This window comes from Variovorax sp. P5_A3, from assembly GCF_056400665.1.
Genome location: NZ_JBFUKW010000007.1, coordinates 121,467 through 141,723, shown reverse-complemented (window position 1 = coordinate 141,723; position 20,257 = coordinate 121,467). Strand labels below are relative to the sequence as shown.

22 protein-coding genes and 2 pseudogenes are annotated in these 20,257 nt (G+C 65.4%); 13 read left to right on the top strand and 11 right to left on the bottom strand.

The features are described 5' to 3' along the window. Positions 1 to 59: 59 nt before the first annotated feature. Positions 60 to 1,844: an acetolactate synthase 3 catalytic subunit gene (locus tag AC1D3B_RS13060; RefSeq protein WP_478191084.1), complete on the bottom strand. Its 1,785-nt coding sequence runs from the start codon at positions 1,842 to 1,844 to the stop codon at positions 60 to 62. A 285-nt stretch (positions 1,845 to 2,129) separates the two neighbouring features. Between AC1D3B_RS13060 and AC1D3B_RS13055 the strand changes: the two genes are divergently transcribed. From AC1D3B_RS13055 to AC1D3B_RS13030, 6 genes are all read left to right on the top strand, one after another. Next, a complete protein-coding gene (locus tag AC1D3B_RS13055) occupies positions 2,130 to 2,696 on the top strand; it encodes an RNA polymerase sigma factor (RefSeq protein ID WP_478191083.1) in 567 nt (188 codons plus the stop codon). Further along, positions 2,693 to 3,121: a DUF3619 family protein gene (locus AC1D3B_RS13050; protein ID WP_478191082.1), complete on the top strand. Its 429-nt coding sequence runs from the start codon at positions 2,693 to 2,695 to the stop codon at positions 3,119 to 3,121. The genes AC1D3B_RS13055 and AC1D3B_RS13050 overlap by 4 nt, the downstream gene beginning before the upstream one ends. 125 nt (positions 3,122 to 3,246) lie before the next feature. Continuing rightward, on the top strand, positions 3,247 to 3,960 hold the full coding sequence (locus AC1D3B_RS13045; RefSeq protein WP_478191081.1) for a DUF3106 domain-containing protein: 714 nt from the start codon (positions 3,247 to 3,249) through the stop codon (positions 3,958 to 3,960). 124 nt (positions 3,961 to 4,084) lie between these two features. Beyond that, positions 4,085 to 4,546, top strand: coding sequence for an RDD family protein (locus AC1D3B_RS13040; protein WP_478191186.1), 462 nt, complete (start codon positions 4,085 to 4,087; stop codon positions 4,544 to 4,546). Next, positions 4,543 to 4,935 (top strand): diacylglycerol kinase, encoded by a 393-nt coding sequence (locus tag AC1D3B_RS13035; RefSeq protein ID WP_478191080.1) that lies wholly within the window; start codon positions 4,543 to 4,545, stop codon positions 4,933 to 4,935. The genes AC1D3B_RS13040 and AC1D3B_RS13035 overlap by 4 nt, the downstream gene beginning before the upstream one ends. A 29-nt stretch (positions 4,936 to 4,964) precedes the next feature. After that, positions 4,965 to 5,555: an LOG family protein gene (locus AC1D3B_RS13030; protein ID WP_478191079.1), complete on the top strand. Its 591-nt coding sequence runs from the start codon at positions 4,965 to 4,967 to the stop codon at positions 5,553 to 5,555. A gap of 330 nt (positions 5,556 to 5,885) precedes the next feature. Here AC1D3B_RS13030 and AC1D3B_RS13025 read toward each other — a convergent pair whose 3' ends face one another. The 3 genes and pseudogenes from AC1D3B_RS13025 to AC1D3B_RS13015 form a co-directional block, all read right to left on the bottom strand. Next, positions 5,886 to 6,224, bottom strand: a complete 339-nt coding sequence (locus AC1D3B_RS13025) for a P-II family nitrogen regulator (protein ID WP_478191078.1) — start codon at positions 6,222 to 6,224, stop codon at positions 5,886 to 5,888. After that, positions 6,221 to 6,478, bottom strand: a pseudogene (locus AC1D3B_RS13020) (NAD+ synthase); the annotation flags it as partial. The pseudogene AC1D3B_RS13020 and the gene AC1D3B_RS13025, both read right to left, overlap by 4 nt. Positions 6,479 to 6,523: 45 nt before the next feature. Then, a pseudogene (locus AC1D3B_RS13015) lies at positions 6,524 to 6,730 on the bottom strand (nitrilase-related carbon-nitrogen hydrolase); the annotation flags it as partial. Between the two features lie 105 nt (positions 6,731 to 6,835). Here AC1D3B_RS13015 and AC1D3B_RS13010 point away from each other — a divergent pair. Both AC1D3B_RS13010 and AC1D3B_RS13005 read left to right on the top strand, forming a co-directional pair. Continuing rightward, positions 6,836 to 7,774 carry a DMT family transporter gene (locus tag AC1D3B_RS13010; protein ID WP_478191077.1) on the top strand — a complete coding sequence of 313 codons (939 nt, stop codon included), beginning with the start codon at positions 6,836 to 6,838 and terminating at the stop codon, positions 7,772 to 7,774. 10 nt (positions 7,775 to 7,784) lie between these two features. Continuing rightward, positions 7,785 to 9,008 carry a GNAT family N-acetyltransferase gene (locus AC1D3B_RS13005; RefSeq protein ID WP_478191076.1) on the top strand — a complete coding sequence of 408 codons (1,224 nt, stop codon included), beginning with the start codon at positions 7,785 to 7,787 and terminating at the stop codon, positions 9,006 to 9,008. A gap of 13 nt (positions 9,009 to 9,021) precedes the next feature. Here AC1D3B_RS13005 and AC1D3B_RS13000 read toward each other — a convergent pair whose 3' ends face one another. From AC1D3B_RS13000 to ppa, 3 genes are all read right to left on the bottom strand, one after another. After that, positions 9,022 to 9,606, bottom strand: a complete 585-nt coding sequence (locus tag AC1D3B_RS13000) for a hemerythrin domain-containing protein (protein WP_478191075.1) — start codon at positions 9,604 to 9,606, stop codon at positions 9,022 to 9,024. A 70-nt stretch (positions 9,607 to 9,676) separates the two neighbouring features. After that, positions 9,677 to 9,808: a hypothetical protein gene (locus AC1D3B_RS12995; RefSeq protein WP_478191074.1), complete on the bottom strand. Its 132-nt coding sequence runs from the start codon at positions 9,806 to 9,808 to the stop codon at positions 9,677 to 9,679. 24 nt (positions 9,809 to 9,832) lie between these two features. Further along, entirely contained in the window at positions 9,833 to 10,360 is a 528-nt protein-coding gene (ppa, locus tag AC1D3B_RS12990) for an inorganic diphosphatase (protein WP_478191073.1), read from the bottom strand. A 260-nt stretch (positions 10,361 to 10,620) separates the two neighbouring features. Between ppa and AC1D3B_RS12985 the strand changes: the two genes are divergently transcribed. Next, positions 10,621 to 13,143 carry a sodium-translocating pyrophosphatase gene (locus AC1D3B_RS12985; RefSeq protein WP_478191072.1) on the top strand — a complete coding sequence of 841 codons (2,523 nt, stop codon included), beginning with the start codon at positions 10,621 to 10,623 and terminating at the stop codon, positions 13,141 to 13,143. Positions 13,144 to 13,175: 32 nt separating this feature from the next. On the opposite strand, the gene AC1D3B_RS12980 is transcribed toward AC1D3B_RS12985, so the two are convergent. From AC1D3B_RS12980 to AC1D3B_RS12965, 4 genes are all read right to left on the bottom strand, one after another. Further along, positions 13,176 to 13,742 carry a hypothetical protein gene (locus AC1D3B_RS12980; protein ID WP_478191071.1) on the bottom strand — a complete coding sequence of 189 codons (567 nt, stop codon included), beginning with the start codon at positions 13,740 to 13,742 and terminating at the stop codon, positions 13,176 to 13,178. Positions 13,743 to 13,976: 234 nt separating this feature from the next. After that, a complete protein-coding gene (locus AC1D3B_RS12975) occupies positions 13,977 to 14,219 on the bottom strand; it encodes a hypothetical protein (RefSeq protein ID WP_286565993.1) in 243 nt (80 codons plus the stop codon). Further along, positions 14,212 to 14,559 carry a hypothetical protein gene (locus AC1D3B_RS12970; RefSeq protein ID WP_435519172.1) on the bottom strand — a complete coding sequence of 116 codons (348 nt, stop codon included), beginning with the start codon at positions 14,557 to 14,559 and terminating at the stop codon, positions 14,212 to 14,214. The genes AC1D3B_RS12975 and AC1D3B_RS12970 overlap by 8 nt, the downstream gene beginning before the upstream one ends. Before the next feature lie 64 nt (positions 14,560 to 14,623). Further along, entirely contained in the window at positions 14,624 to 16,201 is a 1,578-nt protein-coding gene (locus AC1D3B_RS12965; RefSeq protein WP_478191070.1) for a phospholipase D-like domain-containing protein, read from the bottom strand. A 115-nt stretch (positions 16,202 to 16,316) separates the two neighbouring features. Between AC1D3B_RS12965 and AC1D3B_RS12960 the strand changes: the two genes are divergently transcribed. The 4 genes from AC1D3B_RS12960 to mobA all read left to right on the top strand — a co-directional run bounded on the left by AC1D3B_RS12960 (position 16,317) and on the right by mobA (position 20,244). Continuing rightward, positions 16,317 to 16,871, top strand: a complete 555-nt coding sequence (locus tag AC1D3B_RS12960) for a peroxiredoxin (RefSeq protein WP_478191069.1) — start codon at positions 16,317 to 16,319, stop codon at positions 16,869 to 16,871. A gap of 50 nt (positions 16,872 to 16,921) precedes the next feature. Further along, positions 16,922 to 18,355 carry an aldehyde dehydrogenase family protein gene (locus tag AC1D3B_RS12955; RefSeq protein WP_478191068.1) on the top strand — a complete coding sequence of 478 codons (1,434 nt, stop codon included), beginning with the start codon at positions 16,922 to 16,924 and terminating at the stop codon, positions 18,353 to 18,355. 129 nt (positions 18,356 to 18,484) lie between these two features. Beyond that, positions 18,485 to 19,603, top strand: coding sequence for a GTP 3',8-cyclase MoaA (gene moaA / locus AC1D3B_RS12950; RefSeq protein WP_478191067.1), 1,119 nt, complete (start codon positions 18,485 to 18,487; stop codon positions 19,601 to 19,603). Next, positions 19,600 to 20,244 (top strand): molybdenum cofactor guanylyltransferase MobA, encoded by a 645-nt coding sequence (gene mobA, locus AC1D3B_RS12945; RefSeq protein ID WP_478191066.1) that lies wholly within the window; start codon positions 19,600 to 19,602, stop codon positions 20,242 to 20,244. Before moaA ends, mobA begins: the two co-directional genes overlap by 4 nt. Positions 20,245 to 20,257 lie beyond the last annotated feature (13 nt).

The following is a 20,257-nucleotide window of genomic DNA, read 5'->3' as shown; positions in this document are numbered from 1 at the left end:
TCGTCGGAAGTAAGTTGAACAACGGGCCGGTCCGCGCCGCGGGCCGGCTTTTCGACAGGTTAGAGGTCCTCGGAGCCGAGCAGCATTTCGGTGATGCCCATGCCCGCCTTGACCATCGGGAACACGTTCTCGGTCGGGTCGGTGCGGAAGTCCATGAACACCGTACGGTCCTTGAGCTTGCGCGCCTCGCGCAGCGCCGGCTCCACGTCCTGCGGGCGCTCGATCAGCATGCCGACGTGGCCGTATGCCTCGGCGAGCTTCACGAAGTTGGGCAACGCGTCCATGTAGCTATGGCTGTAGCGACCCGAGTATTCGATTTCCTGCCACTGCCGGACCATACCAAGGTAGCGGTTGTTCAGCGAGCAGATCTTGATCGGCGTGTTGTACTGCAGGCAGGTCGAAAGTTCCTGGATGCACATCTGCACCGAGCCCTCGCCGGTGATGCAGAACACCTCGGATTCCGGCTTGGCGAGCTTGATGCCCATGGCGTAGGGAATGCCGACGCCCATCGTGCCCAGGCCGCCCGAATTGATCCAGCGGCGCGGCTCGTCGAAGCGGTAGTACTGCGCGGCCCACATCTGGTGCTGGCCGACGTCCGACGTGATGTAGGTGTCGGCGTCCTTGGTCATGTTCCAGAGGGTCTCGACCACGTACTGCGGCTTGATCACGTCCTTGTTGCCGCGGTCGTACTTGAGGCAGTCCTTGCTGCGCCAGCCTTCGATAGTGTCCCACCAGCTCGCGAGCGCCCCCGCATCCGGACGCGTGGTGCTTTCCTTGATCATCGAGATCAGTTCGGTCAGGACGTCCTTCACGTCACCCACGATCGGGATGTCGACCTTCACGCGCTTCGAGATGCTCGACGGGTCGATGTCGATGTGGATGATCTTGCGTTCGTTCTGTGCGAAGTGCTTCGGGTTGCCGATGACGCGGTCGTCGAAGCGCGCGCCCACCGCCAGAAGCACGTCGCAGTTCTGCATGGCGTTGTTGGCTTCGATGGTGCCGTGCATGCCGAGCATGCCGAGGAACTTGCGGTCGCTCGCCGGATAGGCGCCCAGTCCCATCAGGGTGTTGGTGACCGGGTAGCCGAGCAGGTCGACCAGCGTGCGCAGCTCGTTGGTCGCGTTGCCGAGCAGCACGCCGCCGCCGGTGTAGATGTAGGGCCGCTTGGCCGTCAGCAGCAGTTGCAGCGCCTTGCGGATCTGGCCGCCGTGCCCCTTTCGAACGGGGTTGTACGAGCGCATCTCGATCTTCTCGGGATAGCCGCTGTAGGTGACCTTCTTGAACGAGACGTCCTTCGGCACGTCTACGACCACCGGGCCGGGACGGCCGCTGCGTGCGATGTGGAAGGCTTTCTTCATCGTGATGGCCAGATCCTTGGGATCCTTGACGAGGAAGTTGTGCTTGACGATCGGCCGCGTGATGCCGACCGTGTCGCATTCCTGGAACGCGTCGAGCCCGATTGCCGCAGTCGGCACCTGGCCCGAGATGATCACCATCGGGATGCTGTCCATGTAGGCCGTCGCGATGCCGGTGACCGCGTTGGTCAGGCCGGGGCCGGAAGTGACCAGCGCCACGCCGACCTCGCCGGTAGCCCGCGCGTAGCCGTCGGCAGCGTGCACAGCGGCCTGTTCATGGCGCACCAGCACGTGCTGGATGGTGTCCTGCTTGTAGAACGCGTCGTAGATATAGAGAACCGCGCCGCCCGGGTAGCCCCAGACATATTGGACGCCTTCGGCCTGCAGTGCCTTGACCAGCACTTCGGCGCCCATGAGTTCTTGCGTTTGATTGCCCATCGCGGAGGATGCGGCTGCCGCGGAAGTGATTTCCGCCTTTGAGATTTCCATGATCAACCTTTGTGTTTTTTCGGGAACGAAAAACCTTGGGTGCCCCTTCGCCAGCTCTTGTGAAGCCGCGTCAGGACTTGAGGCCACAACCATGAGCGGATTTGTCATACCGCCGGACCGTGACCCGTTTGCCTTTTGACTTGCAGCGCGGATTATGACATCGGAAGCACCCCTGGCAACTCGAACAAAGCCAATCCGAGTGCGCAGGCATAATCCGCGGCGGCAAAAACACCAACGTCCCACAGAGACACATCCCACGCGGCGCTCCCCCGGCGCCGGACTCGCTTGGCCACTGAACAAGAACTTTCCGACTTCCTGAAGAGTGTCGAACGGCGCGCTTTCAAGCGCTCCGTCTATCACGTGCGGGACGAGGAGGCGGCGCTCGACATCGTTCAGGACAGCATGATGAAACTGGCCGAGCACTACGGCGACAAGCCGGCCAGCGAATTGCCTCTTCTGTTTCAGCGGATCCTCTCGAATTCCACCCTCGACTGGTTCCGGCGCCAGAAAACTCGCCGGGCGTTGTTCTCGAACCTGAGCGACTTCGAATCAATGGACGACGACGGTGATTTCGACCTGCTCGGACACGTCGACCTCCCCATGGACACGCGCGAAACCGAGAGCGCCGAGGACACGACCCGGCGCGCCCAGATCTTCCGCGAGATCGAGGAAGAGATCGCCGCCCTGCCCGGCCGTCAACGCGAGGCCTTTCTGATGCGTTACTGGGAGGAAATGGATGTCGCCGAAACGGCCGCCGCGATGGGTTGCTCCGAAGGGAGCGTCAAGACCCATTGCTCGCGTGCCGTTCATGCCTTGAGCAAAGCGCTCAAGGCCAAGGGAATTTCGCTATGAATACAACGCTTTCTGCCTCCTCCGCCGCGCTCGAAGAGCAATTCGGGCGGCGTGTTGCCAGCCGCCTCACCGCCGGCAATCTCGAGTTGTCGCACGAGGTCGGCGAGCGCCTACGGGCCGCCCGGGTGCAGGCCGTGGCTCGCCGCAAGCTGGTTCCGCAGTTGCGTACCGCCCCCGCGGTGGTGTCGAACGGCCGCACGGCGGTGCTGGGCGCCGGCTGGTGGTGGACGCGTATCGGCTCGGTCATCCCGCTGGTGGCCCTGGTCGCCGGGCTCGTGGCCATCAGCGTCATGCAGGAGGAGAACCGGGCCAACGAACTCGCCGAGGTCGACTCGGCCCTGCTCACCGACGATCTGCCGCCGGCGGCCTATACCGACCCCGGTTTTGCGCAGTTCCTGAAGACCGAAGCCACATCCGAACGCTGATCGCTCACCGCCGAATGCCGCAACGCCCTCTTCCTCGCGCCGAAGCGCTCAGTTTGGCGCGTCCGTGCGTCTGGACGCATGGCGCATGGGTGATCGCGGGTCTGCTGTTGGCGGGCGCGGGCTTCATGGCAACTTCCGCCAAGGCACAACCGAACAAGCCCGCTGCGTCCTCCACGCAGGCGAACACGACGCCTGCCAAGCCGACCGTCGCGAAGCCGCTCTGGCGCGACCTCACGACGCGCCAGCAACGGGCCCTGGAGCCGCTTGCCGCCTACTGGGATGAACTGACAGAGCCACACAAGCGCAAGTGGCTGGCGATCTCGCGCGACTACGCCAAGCTGCCCGCCGCCGACCAGGAGGTCCTCCACAGCCGGATGACCGAGTGGGCGAGCCTGAGCAACCAGCAGCGCGCGCAGGCGCGGCTCAACTTCGCCGACGTCAAGCAGGTCCCGGTGGATGAGCGCAAGGCCAAGTGGGAGGCCTACCAGGCGCTGAGCGACGAGGAAAAAGGCAAGCTCGCAGCGCGGGCCAGCACGGTGAGCACGCCGGGTGCGGCGCCCACGATTCGACCCGTCCCGGCCCAGAAGCTCGCACCCGTTCCCGCACTCGGGCCCAACGGCCAGCACACGCCCCGCATCCAGCTGGCGCCTCCGCCGGCGCCCATGACGGCGGCGGCGCGTGCGCCCGCTGCGCCCGCCGGGCCCGCGCCAGTCTCGCCGCCGGTGAGCGCCGAGGCGCAGGTGCCGGCGCCGTCGACTTCCGCCACGCCGGTCGCGGACGTACCGGCCCCAGCCGTTCCGCCGGTGCGTGTGACCGAGCAGCCCTCGTCCGCACCGTGATGCAAGTGTCAAGGTGTCGATGACCCCCAGTTCCTCCGGCAGCCCCGCCCCCGATCGACCGGCTTCCGACGAAGCATCCACTCAGATTCAGACGAAGCTCATCGCGCCCGGCCTCTGGCGCCGGATGGCCTGCTGGCTTTACGAAGGCATGCTGCTTTTTGCCGTGGTGTTCGTTGCCGGCTGGCTGTTCAGCACGCTGGGCCAGATGCGCGATGCGATGGATTCGCGCCGGCACCTGCTGCAGGGCTTCCTTTTCATCGTCTTCGGCGTGTACTTCGTCTGGTTCTGGGCCCATGGGCAGACGCTGGCCATGAAGACCTGGGGCATCCGCGTGGTCGACCGCTTCGGCCGCCCGCTCAGCCAGGGTCGCGCCCTGCTGCGCTATCTGCTGAGCTGGATCTGGTTTCTGCCGCCGCTCGCGGCCATCTCGCCGTTCAAGCTGTCGGGCGGCGAGTCGGCGGTGCTGATCCTCGGCTGGGTGTTCGTCTGGGCCCTCCTCGCGCGATTCCATCCCCAGCGCCAGTTCTGGCACGACGCGTGGGCCGGTACCCGGCTGATCGCCTCCAGGCCCCTCAGCAGGCGATGAGCGACGCCGACCCCGTCAACCCGCAGAAAACGCGGCGAGGTCTGGCCCGTGTCTGGCATGCCACACTCATTTCCTTCGACGGCTTTCGTGCCGGCTGGCGCGAAGCCGCATTCCGGCAGGAAGTCGCCTGCGCCATCGTCATGGTGCCGGCGGCCTTCTGGATCGGACGTGGCTGGGTCGAAATCGCGCTTCTTGTGGCGACCGTGGTCCTCGTGCTGATCGTGGAACTGCTCAACAGCGGCATCGAAGCCGCCATCGATCGCGTCGGTCCGGAGTGGCATTCGTTCTCCAAGACTGCCAAGGACCTCGGCAGCGCCGCCGTGCTGCTTTCCATCCTGCTTTGCAGCGGCGTCTGGATCGCGGCGCTCTGGCAACGCTTCGCCACATAGTCGACGCACGAGCGCGGCATGATGGCGGGATGACTCCCTCTTTTTCAATTTGTGTGTATTGCGGCTCCCGACCCGGCGAGCGTCCTGAATTCACGGCCGTGGCCCAGTCGGTCGGCCGCTGGATCGGCGAGCATGGCGGCCAACTGGTCTACGGTGGCGGCCGCACCGGCCTGATGGGCACCGTCGCCGAGGCCACCCGCGCCGCAGGCGGCCGCGTCGTCGGCATCATCCCCAAGGCCCTGGTCGACAAGGAACTCGCCAACCGCCAGAGCGACGAGTTGCACGTCGTCGACACCATGCACGAGCGCAAGGCCATGATGGGCGAACGCGCCGACGCATTCATCGCCCTGCCCGGCGGCATCGGCACCCTTGAGGAACTGTTCGAGATCTGGACCTGGCGCCAGCTCGGCTACCACGACAAGCCCGTTGGCATCCTGAACGTCGACGGCTACTACGACGCGCTCCTGGCCTTCCTTTCGCACAGCGTGCGCGAGGGCTTCATGGGCGAATGGCAAATGGACCTGGTCCGCACCGGCGCAGAAGCAACGCCCCTGCTCGAAGCGCTAAGAGACGAAGTGGGCCGCCATCCGCGCGGCGATAAACTGGCAGAAGTCCTCTAACCGCAGCGCCTAAAGCGGGCCAGCGGCGACCGAGTCCAGAAACACCACGGAACCGGCTCTGCCGGGCCGTCGGTGTTGCCCCCGGCAGGGGGTAGGCGAAGCGACACGAAGTGCGCGCAGCCTGGGGGCGAGCTCAGGAACACCACGGAACCGGCTCTGCCGGGCCGTCGGTGTTGCCCCCGGCAGGGGGTAGGCGAAGCGACACGAAGTGCGCGCAGCCTGGGGGCGAACTCAGGAACACCACGGAACCGGCTCTGCCGGGCCGTCGGTGTTGCCCCCGGCAGGGGGTAGGCGAAGCGACACGAAGTGCGCGCAGCCTGGGGGCGAGCCCTAGACCGCCGCTTCGTCCTCTTCGCCGGTCCGGATGCGCACGACGCGCTCCACGTTCGTCACGAAGATCTTGCCGTCGCCGATCTTGCCCGTGCGGGCCGCGCTGACGATGGCGTCGACGCAGCGATCCACGTCCACCTCGTTCACGACCACTTCCACCTTCATCTTAGGCAGGAAGTCGACCACGTATTCGGCGCCCCGGTAGAGCTCCGTGTGGCCCTTCTGGCGCCCGAAACCCTTGACCTCGGTCACGGTGAGGCCGGTGACACCCACCTCGGCCAGGGCCTCGCGCACGTCATCGAGCTTGAACGGTTTGAGGATGGCGGTGATTTGCTTCATACGGTCTTTCTTCCGGCGGTTTCGTTGAACTTGCTGGTGATAGGGTAGCGCCAATCCTTGCCGAAGCTGCGATGGGTGACCCGGATTCCCACCGGCGCCTGGCGTCTCTTGTACTCGTTGATCTTGATCAGGCGGGCCACCCGCTCGACGATGGCGTGGTCGTAGCCCGCCGCGATGATCTCGTCGATGCCCTCGTCGTCTTCCATGTAGCGCGCCAGGATCCCGTCGAGGATGTCGTAGGGCGGCAGGCTGTCCACGACGACCATGCCGTCGAGGTCCGCGAGTTCGGTCGCGACCGCCCTGACGGCGTCAACGCAGGCTGATACGAAGGCCGGTCGGAGGAACATGTCCTCGGCCGCGTAGCCGCAGATCGAGAACTCAGGGGTGAGCAGCAGGCGAGCACCTTGCTCGTAGGCGGATCGTGCCGCGTCGACGATCTTCCGTGCGTTACCGGCGAGATCACCGACCACGAAATTGAGCTGCGCGACCGCGAGTTTCAGTCTCATGAGGAGGCAACAAAGGGCTGGACGATTATGTCATCGGCCCCTTTGCGACATGCCCGCGACCCCTCGCGCACGCGCGATCGCAGGGGCTGTTACCCTCGACAGGCGATGCGCACCGGATCTTCCCTCGCCAGCTTCTTCGACACCTTCGTTCCACGGCCCCAGGGCCAGGCCTACCTGCTGCTGGTGTTCACCACTTTGACGTGGGGTGCCAACGCGGTTGCGGCCCGACTCGCGGTGGGCGAGATCTCGCCGATGATGCTGACCTTCTCGCGATGGATCGTCTGCTGCCTCGCGCTCTGGCTCACGTCGCGCCAGCAGATCGCAATGCACTGGCGCACGCTCCTGCCATCGTGGCGCGCCATCACGCTCATGGGCGCGTTCGGTTTCACCGGCTTTAACGCGCTCTTCTACGCGGCGGCACACCACACGACGGCGATCAACATCGCGATCATCCAGGGCACCATTCCGGTGCTCGTACTGGTGGGTAGCTTTCTCTTCTTCGGCAGCCGCATCACCGGCCTGCAGATCGTGGGCATCATGCTCACGCTTGCGGGAATTGCAGTCGTCGCATCGCGCGGACAACTCGCCCTGCTGGCGCAACTGGACTTCAACATCGGCGACGTCTGGATGATCGTCGCGTGCCTGCTGTATGCCGGCTACGCGCTCGGCCTGCGCAGGCGTCCTCAAGTGCCGGCCATCGTCTTCTTCGCGGCCACTGCCGCGGTGGCATGCATCGTGTCGCTGCCGCTCGTGGCGGCTGAAATCGCGATGGGACAGTTCTTCATGCCGACCGCCAAGGGCATCGCGCTGGTGCTCTTCATCGGCCTGCTGCCTTCGTTCATCTCGCAGGTCACCTTCATCCAGGCGGTCGGGCTGATCGGGCCCGCACGGGCCGGCGTGTTCCTCAACCTGGTTCCGATCTTCGGACCTTTGCTGGCCGTCCTGATTCTTGGCGAGCCGCTGTCGGCCTTCCATGCTGTCGCCTTGGCACTGGTGCTGGGCGGCATCTACATCGCCGAGAGCCTCGGGGCCGACAAGCGTTGACGAGACTCCAGTGAGCGATCCTGTCATCCGCATTCACAGTTCGGTATCGGAAATCGATGCAAGCGCCTGGGACGGCCTGCTGGCCCTGCAGGCTGCGCCCTCCCCCTTCATGCGGCACGCCTACCTCAACGCGATGGACGCCAGCCGCAGCGCATCGCCAGCCAGCGGATGGACGACGCACTTCATCACGCTCTGGCGCGGCAAGGTGCTCTTCGCCGCCTGCCCGCTCTATATCAAGGACCATTCCTACGGCGAGTACGTGTTCGACTGGGCCTGGGCGAACGCCTACGAGCAGCATGGGCTGTCCTATTACCCCAAGGCCGTCGTCGCCGTGCCGTTCACGCCCGTGCCGGGTGCACGCCTGCTCGCGCGGGATGAGGCGAGCCGCACCCTTCTGGCCGAGGCATTGGTTGCTTGGTGCAAGCAGGCGAAAGTCTCGTCGCTGCATCTGCTCTTCGGCGCCGACGAGGACATCGCGGCCTGCTCGGAAGCCGGCCTGATGCTGCGCCACACAGTGCAGTTCCACTGGACGAACATCGCCCCCACGCTCGGCACTGACGTGCCTTCGCTGCCCCTCGAGGGGGTGTACTGGACGAACTTCGACGCCTTCCTTGCCAGCCTCTCGCACGACAAGCGCAAGAAAATCCGGCAGGAGCGCCGCAAGGTCCACGATGCCGGCGTGCGCTTCCGCTGGTCGCGAGGCACCGACATCAGCGACGCCGACTGGGACTTCTTCTATCGCTGCTATGCCCGCACCTATCGCGAGCACGGCAACCCGCCGTACCTGAACCGCGACTTCTTCCATCGCATGGCGTCCAGCATGCCCGAGGCGTGGCTGCTCTTCGTCGCCGAGCGTGACGGCAAGCCGATCGCGTCGAGCCTGATCGCGCTCTCCGCGGGCCTGGGCGGCGACGACGCCTCCGAACGTCCACTCGTGGCCTACGGCCGCTACTGGGGTGCGATCGAACGCGTGGATTGCCTGCACTTCGAGGCCTGCTACTACCAGCCCTTGCAATGGTGCATCGAACACGGCGTCGAGCGGTTCGAAGGAGGCGCACAGGGGGAACACAAGATGGCGCGTGCCCTGATGCCCGTGATGACCACCAGCGCGCACTGGCTGGCTCACCCGGCATTCGCGGATGCGGTGGAGCGATTCCTGGAGCGCGAGGGTGCGGGCATCGAGAACTACATGGAGCACCTGGACGAGCGCAGCCCGTTTCGCCGGCCCGCATGAGGGTGTGGCCAGGCTAGCGTGATGCGCCCAGGCCGATCGGTGCCGGCACGGCATTCACGATCCGCGTGAACAGCGCGCTGTAGTCGGCCTCCGGCTCGCAGCCCGTGAGCGGGTCGCGGTTGGCGGTGAACGCCGCATCCAGTTCCTGCCAGTCGTCCTCGGTCAGGACCCTTTCGGCCAGGGGCAGGATCTCGCGCTCCTCCATCGCCATGTGGACCTGATAGAAATTCGCGAACCGTTCCACCGACTGCTCGAAGGCCGCCCGGCGCGCCTCGCCCATCATCTCGAACGCGAGCAAGTCGTGCTCGACATCGCGGATCCTTCGTTCCCCGCGCGCATGGTCCTCGTCCAGCCGGTCGAGCAACTCGCGCGACATCGGGGTTCGCGCCCGCAGCTTCGGGAACAGCAGTTCGGACTCCTTGCGGTGATGGCGCTTCTCGGGAAACTCGTCGACGTAGAAGAGCATGGCCCGCAGGGCTCCGAAATCGGGCAGCGTGCCGTTGCGACGGTGCTCCGCAAGCAGCAGGAGGATCGAACGCAGCATGGCAGAAAGTGCCGAATGCTCGTCGCGAATGATGCGGAGGGTAGCGTGCGTCATGCCGTGCGGTGGTGGACAACTCGTGACCTTCGATGCTGGTCGTTTCGACATCGACTTGTATTGCGCCAGATCAAGGTGCCGCGTCGAAGGCCTGCCGATACATGGCCGGCGCGGCGTCGGTCGGCTCGTGCAGGGCAGCAGCGCCGAGCAGGCACCATTGAAAAAGCGCCTCGCGACCGATGCCGCGAGGCGCTTCTCTCAACTGGCAAATAGCCGGCCCTGAAACTTACTTCTGGTAGTTCGCGATGCCGTCCACGATTTCCTTCTTTGCGGCGTCGATGCCTTCCCAGCCCAGCACCTTGACCCACTTGCCGGCCTCGAGGTCCTTGTAGTGCTCGAAGAAGTGCGTGATGGCCTTCAGGCGCATCGGGTTCACGTCCTCGACCTTCTTCCAGTGGCTGTAGATGGGCAGCACCTTGTCGGTCGGCACGGCAAGCACCTTGCCATCAACGCCGGCCTCGTCTTCCATCATCAGGATGCCGATGGGACGGCACGGCACCACCACGCCGGGAACCAGTGCCCAGGGCGTGATCACCAGCACGTCGACCGGATCGCCGTCGCCGGACAGCGTCTGCGGCACGTAGCCGTAGTTCGTGGGGTAGTGCATCGCGGTGGTCATGAAGCGGTCCACGAAGATCGCGCCCGATTCCTTGTCGACTTCGTACTTGATCGGGTCGGCGTTCATCGGGATCTCGATGACGACATTGAAGGCTTCGGGTGCGTCTTTACCGGGGGAAACTTGGCCGAGGGACATGGTGTGTGTCTTTGGGAGTAGTTAAAAGTGTTGCTTGCAGGATGCGGACAAACCCGAAGTTTACTTTCCATGTCACAGCGCGGTCGCACAAAACGCGACTTTTGCCTGTAAATTGGCCGCGTTGGCCAATCGGTCCCATGCCCTTGCGGCACCGGGGCTTCGAGGAAGCAACGCGACGGAAGCTCTGACCCGTACGCGTTGCGCACAGTCAGGCTGACGTCTCCACAAGTTACGAAACGAACTACTGGAGAAGCTAAGGCATGACTGGCAACACCCCTCTCGTCCTCGCCATCGTCTGCGGCCTCGTGGCCGTAGCCTATGGGTTCTGGGCGCGCAGCTGGATTCTTTCGAAAGACCCGGGCAATCCCCGGATGCAGGAAATCGCGGCGGCCATCCAGACCGGCGCAGCGGCCTACCTCGCAAAGCAGTACCGCACCATCGCCATCGTCGGCGTGGTGCTCGCGATCCTGATCGGGATCTTCCTCGACGTGACCACCGCGGTGGGCTTCATCATCGGCGCGGTGCTTTCGGGCGCTTGCGGCTTCATCGGCATGAACGTCTCGGTGCGCGCCAATGTGCGCACCGCGCAGGCTGCCACGCAAGGCATCGGCGCGGCACTTGACGTCGCCTTCCGGGGCGGCGCCATCACCGGCATGCTGGTGGTGGGGCTGGGCCTGCTGGGGGTGTCGGCCTTCTACTGGTTCCTCGCGGGCGGCGTCACGCCGGACAAGAACTTCGCGACACTGCTCAATCCGCTGATCGGCTTTGCCTTCGGCTCGTCGCTGATCTCGATCTTCGCGCGGCTCGGCGGCGGCATCTTCACCAAGGGCGCCGMCGTCGGCGCCGACCTGGTGGGCAAGGTCGAAGCCGGCATCCCCGAGGACGATCCGCGCAACCCGGCCGTGATCGCCGACAACGTGGGCGACAACGTCGGCGACTGCGCCGGCATGGCGGCCGACCTGTTCGAGACCTATGCGGTGACGCTGATCGCCACCATGGTGCTCGGCGCGCTGATGGTGACCGCGGCGCCGGTGAATGCGGTGATGTACCCGCTGGCACTCGGCGGAGTGTCGATCATTGCCTCGATCATCGGCTGCTTCTTCGTGAAGGCCTCGCCGGGCATGGTCAACGTGATGCCGGCGCTCTACAAGGGCCTCGCGGTCGCGGGCATCCTGTCGCTGATCGCCTTCTGGTTCGTCACGAGCTGGCTGATTCCAGACAACGCGATCGCGGACTCCGGCAGCCAGCTCAAGCTGTTCGGCGCGTGCTTCGTCGGCCTCGCGCTGACCGCCGCGCTCGTGTGGATCACCGAGTTCTACACCGGCACGCAATACTCGCCGGTGCGCCACATTGCGCAGGCCTCGACCACCGGCCACGGCACGAACATCATCGCCGGCCTCGGCGTGTCGATGCGCTCCACCGCCTGGCCGGTGATCTGCGTGTGCATCGCGATCCTGGCTTCGTACATGCTGGGCGGCCTCTACGGCATTGCCGTGGCGGCCACTGCGATGCTGAGCATGGCCGGCATCGTGGTCGCGCTCGACGCCTACGGCCCCATCACCGACAACGCCGGCGGCATCGCCGAGATGTCGGAGCTGCCGGCGAGCGTGCGCGACATCACCGACCCGCTCGACGCGGTCGGCAACACCACCAAGGCCGTCACCAAGGGCTATGCGATCGGTTCGGCCGGACTCGCTGCGCTGGTGCTCTTTGCCGACTACACGCACAAGCTCGAGAGCTTCGGGCTGAACATCAGCTTCAACCTGAGCGACCCGATGGTGATCGTGGGCCTCTTCATCGGCGGCATGATCCCCTACCTCTTCGGCGCGATGGCCATGGAAGCCGTGGGTCGAGCGGCCGGCTCCGTGGTGGAGGAAGTGCGCAGGCAGTTCCGCGAGATCCCCGGGATCATGGAAGGCACCGGCAAGCCCGAATACGGCCGCGCCGTGAGCATGCTGACCGGTGCGGCGATCAAGGAAATGATGATCCCCTCGCTGCTGCCCGTGGTCGTGCCGATCCTGGTCGGCCTCGTGCTTGGACCGAAGGCGCTCGGCGGCCTGCTGATGGGCACCATCGTGACCGGCCTGTTCGTCGCGATCTCCATGTGCACGGGCGGCGGCGCCTGGGACAACGCCAAGAAGTACATCGAGGACGGCCACCACGGCGGCAAGGGCTCCGAGGCGCACAAGGCCGCCGTGACCGGCGACACCGTGGGCGACCCCTACAAGGACACCGCCGGCCCCGCGGTCAACCCGCTGATCAAGATCATCAACATCGTGGCGCTGCTGATCGTGCCGCTGGTGGTCAAGTTCCATGCCGGGGACGCGGGCGCGATGGCACCGCACGCCGCGCCACCCGCAGCAACCGCGCCTGCAGCGCCCGCCGCGCCGGCTGTCGCACCTCCCGCACCCGCGGCTGCGGTGCCTGCTGCCGCACCGGTCGCCGCGGCCGATACGGGCGCCTCGATCAAGAACGAAGGCGGCGTGGTCAAGTTCTACTTCGCGACCAGCAGCGCGGAAGTGCCGGTGGGTTCGAGCGAGGCCCTGGTCGACATCGTGAAGGCCGTGCAAAGCGGCAGCCGGGTGCTCGTGAGCGGCTATCACGACGCTTCAGGCGATGCCGCGAAGAATGCGGAGCTCGCCAAGCAGCGCGCGATCGCAGTCGGTGCCGCGCTCAAGATGGCCGGCGTGCCGGAGGACAAGGTCGAGCTCGCGAAGCCCGAACAGACCACCGCCGACGGCCCCCCTGCTGAGGCCCGCCGGGTCGAAGTCAAGATCCAGTAGTCGATGCCTTCCGCGGCCACCCTCGGCCGCGGTCAGTTCATCCTGATGCCGTGGGCGGGCAGCGCGCCCTGTTCCGTACGCAGCGGCACGCCCTGGAGCGTGTCGAAATCGGATGGCGCCTCGGGCACGCGCATCTCTTCGAGTTCGTGCAGCGATGCGACCCAGCGACCTGCCGCCGATTCGGCCGGCTCGTCGTTGGTGAAGATGCCGTCGCGGATGTAGAAGGTCTCGCCCGCCGGCCGCTCCATGTGCAGCTCGATCAGGCGCGAAATCGGGAAGGTGTAGGTGACGAGCTTTTCCTTCGTCTTGCGGTCCTTGGCGCCGCAATTGAAGAAGCCCTCGGCCGCGATGACGATGCACGAGCCTTCCACCGAGCTGTCGATGTCCCCGCCGCAGCGCCAGACCGCCGTCGGCATGCGCACACGCACCTTGTCGATGACGAGATCGCGTTGCTTATTGAGCGCATTGAGCGGAGGCACCAGCGAGCGCAGTTGTCGCAGGCGCTCGGCGAAGTTGTCGTCCATGCAGAACTCGACGTGGTGCGTGGCGCCGCCCGAGCGCTTGACGACCTGCATGATGACGTGACGCGGGCGGCTCACAGGGTCCGTCCTTTGACGTGCAATCGACGCGAACCCAGACCTTGAAAGGCTGACGAATGAATTGGGATCATTGAATCGACCAAAAATTAGAACTTTGGTATTGATGCATATTGGCAGCATCAATTGTTTCCAACTGTAGATCGAATTCTTCGGAATTGATAGGCGGTACGAAGTACTAAAAATCGGGCGTCAAATCCGCGTCACATCCGCGAATTAGGCGCCCCGAAATGGGGATCAGGCCCCGCCTGATTCCACCAATTCGTCCAGCGCCTTGCAGGACGGCGCGCAGACCGTCTGCGACTTGCCCAACAGCTGCCGGGTGCGCATCTGTGAACGCACACGATGCTTGCCGCACATGAAGCAGGACATCGTCGCGCCGCTGAATGAAGCCGACGCGCGAAACGGCGAGCCCGGCGCCTTCGCCTTGTAGCGCAGCCCGTCGGCCACGACCGCCGTCTTGACTTCGGCCTTACTCATGGGCGGTTTCCGGTCCGGCGCGACGCATGGCGCGCTCGATGGCGGACTTGGCTGCCAGTTCGGCCGACAGCGAGGTGTCGAGAGCCGAGCGGCACAGGCCGGCGTGTTGGTAGTTCATGTTTTCATACACCTCGGAGGCCGCCGGGTAGGCATCCAGCAATTGACCGAGCTGGGCGCCCGGCTCCACATCGCGGAATTCGTCGACAAGGTGCATCACGACCGAGCGATATTGCTCGGCGCCCACCGGCACGGCGCTGTGCTCGAGCCGCTCGAGGAGCTGGGCGAGCACATGCGTCACAGCCAGGTCGGTCTTGTGCGCAGGGGTTTGGGTATCGTTCATGGCCAGCATTTGAGGCGAAGCGTGTGATTTGCAAGGGGACGAAGCGGCTTGGCCAATCCGGCGATTACAACAGCATTTCAGGAACGATCGGTGCGAGGAGCTTGTTGTAGAAGCGCAGGAAAAAGCCTGATTCCGGCTCGACGGTCAGGATGATCTCTTTTTCGCCATCGTTGGTGAGCCATTCGAGCGTGCCCGTGTTCTTGGACAGCCGCAGCCGGTAGGAGTTCTGCAATTTGCTGATCTTGATGACGCGGAGCATCTCTCGCGCGAGCTGGGGGCTGTCGACCACCACGCCCATCTCGGTGTTCTGCGTCGCGGAACGCGGGTCGAGGTTCATCGAACCGATGAAGACACGCCGCCCGTCGATGGCCGCCGTCTTGGCGTGCAGGCGACCCAGGGAACTGCCGAACGAGCCGAATCGTTCGTTGGCCATCGTCCGCGCGGGACTCAATTCGTAAAGATCCGCACCCCCGAGCAGCAGCCGCCGACGGTAGCGGGCATAACCGGTGTGCACCAGGGGCTCGTCGGTCGCAGCCAGTGAATTGGTCAGGAGCGTGAGCTTCACCTTGCGGTTGGACAGATCGTCGAACGCCACCATGCCCCTCTCGCCCGGCACCAGGTAAGGCGAAGTCAGGTCCACCTCGAACTTTGCTTCGAGCAGCAGTTCCCAGACCTTCATGGTCACGCTGGTCGAAAACGCCTCGTCTGCGGTCATGTAGCTTGGCTTGTTCGGCGGGTCGGCAACGGCGTGGGCCTCGCCCCACAGCAGGCCCATGCGCCCGGCGTCCAGCTCTTCGCCGATCGGTCCGTAGCCGAGGATGTCCGAGGGAGGCAGCTCGATTTTCGGTGGCATCGAGCTCATGCCGATCCAGTGGTCGAAGTCATTCGGCCCGGGGTTGCGGCCGCCCTCGCCTTTCACGATCTCCTGGATCGGCCACACCTCCTCGGCGTTCCAATAGGCGTCGAAGATCAGCTCCAGCTCCCGCACCACCTTGCCGACCACCAGGGCGTCCATGTCGATGAAGTTCTGCGCGGGGCTGAGCACGAAATACTCGTCCGCAATGTTGCGCCCGCCCACCACGGCCATCACGCCGTCGGCGATGAAGAGCTTGTTGTGCATGCGGTGGTTGAGCCGCGGGATCTCCTGCGGCGATGCGGCGAAGCGCGACACGAACCCGTCCCGTCCGCAGCAGAAGGGATTGAAGAGGCGCACCTCGATATTCGGCGTCTGGGCCAGCGCCAAGAGCGGCTGTTGGCTCTTGGCAGTGTAGAGGTCGTCCACCAGGAGGCGCACCTTGACGCCCCGCGCCGCGGCCTCGCGAAGCGCCCGCATCAGCAGACGGCCGGTGGCGTCGTTCTCGAGCTGGTAGTACTGGACGACCAGCGAAACCTGCGCCCTGCGGGCCAGCTGGATGCGTGCATCCAGCGAGTAAACGCCCAGCGGCATCAGCCGGAAACCGGAGTGCTCGTCGGGCGGCGTGGAATCGGCCACGATCTTCGCGAGCGGGGTCGATTTGTCGGGCTGGGGTGCGAATTCGGTCGTCCGTTTGGGCGCCATCGGCAACGAGCCGCAGGCGGCCAGCAGCGCGATCGCGGCAAACAGCAGCGCCAGCCTGATCAAGCGAATCGGGCCTGGTTTCATGTCGTCTTTCACTGGGTGCTCATGTTGATCGCGCCCGCATCCTGGCGACGGCCTCTTCCCACACGACGTGGTCGCCAGTCCTAGAATTCGAAACGCCGTCATTCGGGGTTACATCATGATGCTATCGATCTTCGCGCGCGCCGCATTGCTGACACTCGCGGCGGCCGTGGCGCCTCCCGCCCTGGCCGCGCTGGACATCGGCGATCCGGTGCCAAAGTTCACCGCCACGGCGGCCCTGGGCGGCAAGACCTTCCGCTACTCACTGGCCGAAGCGCTCGCCAAGGGTCCGGTGGTGGTGTATTTCTTTCCTGCGGCAGACTCCACCGACTGCTCCATCGAGGCGCACGCCTTCGCCGAAGCGATCGACCAGTTCAGCGCACTGGGTGCATCGGTGATCGGTGTCTCCGCCGACGACATCGACACGCTCACGAAGTTCTCGGTCAAGTCGTGCCAGAGCCGTTTCCCGGTCGCGTCCGACCAGTCGAAGACGGTCATCGAGGGATTCGATGCGGTGATGCAGACACGGCCCGATTTCGCCAACCGTCTCTCTTACGTAGTCGCACCCAACGGCAACGTCGCCTACTACTACCAGAACCTGAGTCCGGACAGACACGTGGAGCGCATGCTCAACGCGATCCGTGCCCTGCCGAAGAGCACCGCCGCGCGCTAGAGAGAGAGACGGCGGCGGCGACATGGCGGGAGCTCGCTAAGATTTCCCCCATGCAACTCAATTACATCGGCAACGAAAGCGTTGCTTCCTCGTCCGGCCGCACGCTGCCGGTGATCGACCCCTCCGACGGCCAGACCTTCGACGAACTGCAGCGCAGCAACGCCGCCGACATCGATGCCGCCGTGCGCGCTGCGCGGCACTGCTTCGAGACGACCTGGCACAAGGTCAGCGCCGCCGATCGCGGGCGCCTGCTCTACAGGCTCTCGCAGAAGATCGCCGAGCACGTCGACGAGCTGGCGCTCATCGAGCAACGCGACTGCGGCAAGCCCGTGAAGCAGGCCCGCGCCGATGCGCTGGCCCTGGTGCGCTATTTCGAGTTCTATGCGGGCGCCTGCGACAAGCTGCATGGCGAGACCATTCCCTACCAGGACGGCTACAGCGTCTTCACCTGGCGCGAGCCGCACGGCGTCACCGGCCACATCATTCCGTGGAACTACCCGATGCAGATCTTCGGGCGCAGCGTTGGCGGCGCACTGGCCGCGGGCAACGTGTGCGTGGTCAAGCCGTCGGAAGACGCCTGCCTTTCCCTGATCCGCGTGGCGCAACTCGCGGCCGAGGCCGGCTTCCCGCCCGGTGCGCTCAACATCGTGACAGGCTATGGCCATGAAGTCGGCGATTCGCTGGCCCGGCACGCGGGCATCGACCACATCAGCTTCACCGGGAGTCCGAAGGTGGGCACGCTGATCCAGCAAGTAGCCGCCGAGCGCCATTGCCCCGTCACGCTCGAACTGGGCGGGAAGAGCCCACAGATCATCTTTGCGGACGCCGACCTCAGCGCGGCCATCCCGGTGCTGATCAACGCCATCGTGCAGAACGCCGGGCAGACCTGCTCCGCCGGCTCGCGCGTCCTCATCGAGGCCGGGATCTACGAACCGCTGCTCGAACGCCTCGGCCATGCTTTCGAAGCGCTGCGGGTCGGCCCGGCGGCGATGGACCTGGACGTGGGCCCGCTCATCCGCCAGACGCAGCAGCAGCGTGTGTGGGACTTCCTGTCGGACGCTCACGTCGCCGGCATCCCGATGGTGGCGACGGGCGTCGTCGTCGACGAAGCACCGGAGACCGGCTTCTACCAGGCGCCCACGCTCCTGCGCGACGTGCCCGTCGACCACCGGCTTGCGCAGGAAGAAGTCTTCGGCCCGGTGCTGGCCGCAATGTCGTTCCGCGATGAGGACGAGGCGGTGGCGCTCGCCAACGCCACGCAGTTCGGCCTGGTTGCCGGCATCTGGACGAACAACGGCGCACGCCAGTTCCGCATGGCCAAGCGCGTGAAGAGCGGGCAAGTGTTCATCAACAACTACGGCGCGGGCGGAGGCGTCGAGCTGCCCTTCGGCGGCGTCAAGTCCTCGGGCTATGGCCGCGAAAAGGGCTTCGAGGCGCTGTACGGATTCACGACCCTCAAGACTGTCGCGGTGAAGCACGGCTGACCGCGAGGTCAGATTCGTCGCGGGGGGGCGAAGTCGCAAAAACGCCAGGAGCGGCATGGTTTACCCCGCTGTGGTCAAGCAGGCGCGAACGCGCGCACGCCGGGTCGATGGGTTAAATTGCTCTTTCCCATGAGCAAGCATGTCGTCCACGTTTCCCAGATCGGCCGCGCGCGTCGCGCGACGCCTTCGGCCGGGCACCTGGTTCCCGCCACCGGCGTCCTTCTCGACCGGATGGCCCGGCCGTTGACCGACCTGCGCATCAGCGTGACCGACCGGTGCAACTTCCGCTGCAGCTATTGCATGCCGAAGGAAGTGTTCGACAAGGACTACAAGTATCAGCCCCACAGCGCGTTGCTGAGCTTCGAAGAGATCACGCGACTCGCACGCATCTTCGCGTCGCATGGCGTGCGCAAGATCCGCCTCACCGGCGGCGAGCCGCTGCTGCGCAAGAACCTTGAGGTGCTGATCGGGCAACTGGCCGAGCTTCGCACGCCTGAAGGCGATCCACTGGACCTCACGTTGACGACCAACGGCTCGCTGCTCAGTCGCAAGGCGGACGCGCTCAAGGCCGCCGGCCTCCGGCGCGTGACTGTCAGCCTCGACGGGCTGGACGACGCCGTGTTCCGCGGCATGAACGACGTGGATTTCCCCGTGGCCGAAGTGCTGGCGGGGATCGAGGCCGCGCGCGCCGCCGGGCTGGGCCCGATCAAGGTCAACATGGTCGTCAAGCGCGGTACCAACGAGCACGAGATCCTCCCCATGGCGCGCCATTTCCGCGGCACGGGCGTGGTGCTGCGGTTCATCGAGTACATGGACGTGGGTGCGACCAATGGCTGGCGCATGGACGAAGTCCTGCCCTCTGCCGAGGTGATTCGGCGCATTGCCGAGGAATTTCCCCTGTCGCCGCTCGAAGCCAGCGCGCTCGGCGAAACGTCGCAGCGCTGGGCCTATCAGGACGGTGGCGGCGAGATCGGCGTGATCAGCAGCGTGACGCAGGCCTTCTGCCATGACTGCAGCCGGGCTCGACTCTCGACCGAGGGCAAGCTGTATCTCTGTCTCTTTGCCAGCGCAGGTCACGATTTGCGCCCGCTGCTGCGCGGCGATGCCGACGACGCACAGATCGCCTCCGAGATCGGCCACATCTGGCAGGGGCGTGCCGACCGCTACTCCGAGCTTCGCGCATTGCGCGAGCCCGACACCGATGCCGGCGCGCCGCGCCGCGTCGAAATGAGCTACATCGGCGGATGAGCGGGCCTCCTACCCTCGCTGCCGGCGATATCACCGGCCTTGTGCTTGCGGGCGGGCGCGGCTCGCGCATGGGTGGCGTCGACAAGGGCTTGCAGAACTTCAATGGCACGCCGCTCGCGCTGAACGCAGTGCGGCGGCTCCGGGGGCAAGTCGGCGCGATGATGATGAACGCCAACCGGAATCTGTCGACCTATGCGTCCTTCGGCGTGCCGGTGTGGCCTGACGGGCTGGCGGACTTTCCTGGCCCGCTGGCGGGCTTCCTGAGCGGGCTGGCGCACTGCGAAACGCCTTGCCTGCTGACGGTACCCTGCGACACGCCGCTGTTTGCGCTCGACCTTGCGAGTCGGCTGTCGGCTGCGCTGGTCGCTCAGGACGCCGAGATCGCCATGGTGAACGCACCCGGAGCCGCGGACGAACCCGGCGGTGCGACAGTGCTGCGCCCTCAACCCGTGTTTTGCCTGCTGCGCGCTTCGTTGCTCGAAAGCCTCGTTCGATTCACCGAGGTCGGCGGTCGCAAGGTCCACGCGTGGACCGCGCAGCACCGAACGGTGCTCGTGCCCTTCGACCAGCCCGGCGACGCGCCCAATGCGTTCTTCAACGTGAACACGCTGGCCGAGTTGCAGGCGCTCGAAGGTTCCTGATGGGTCCCCGTCC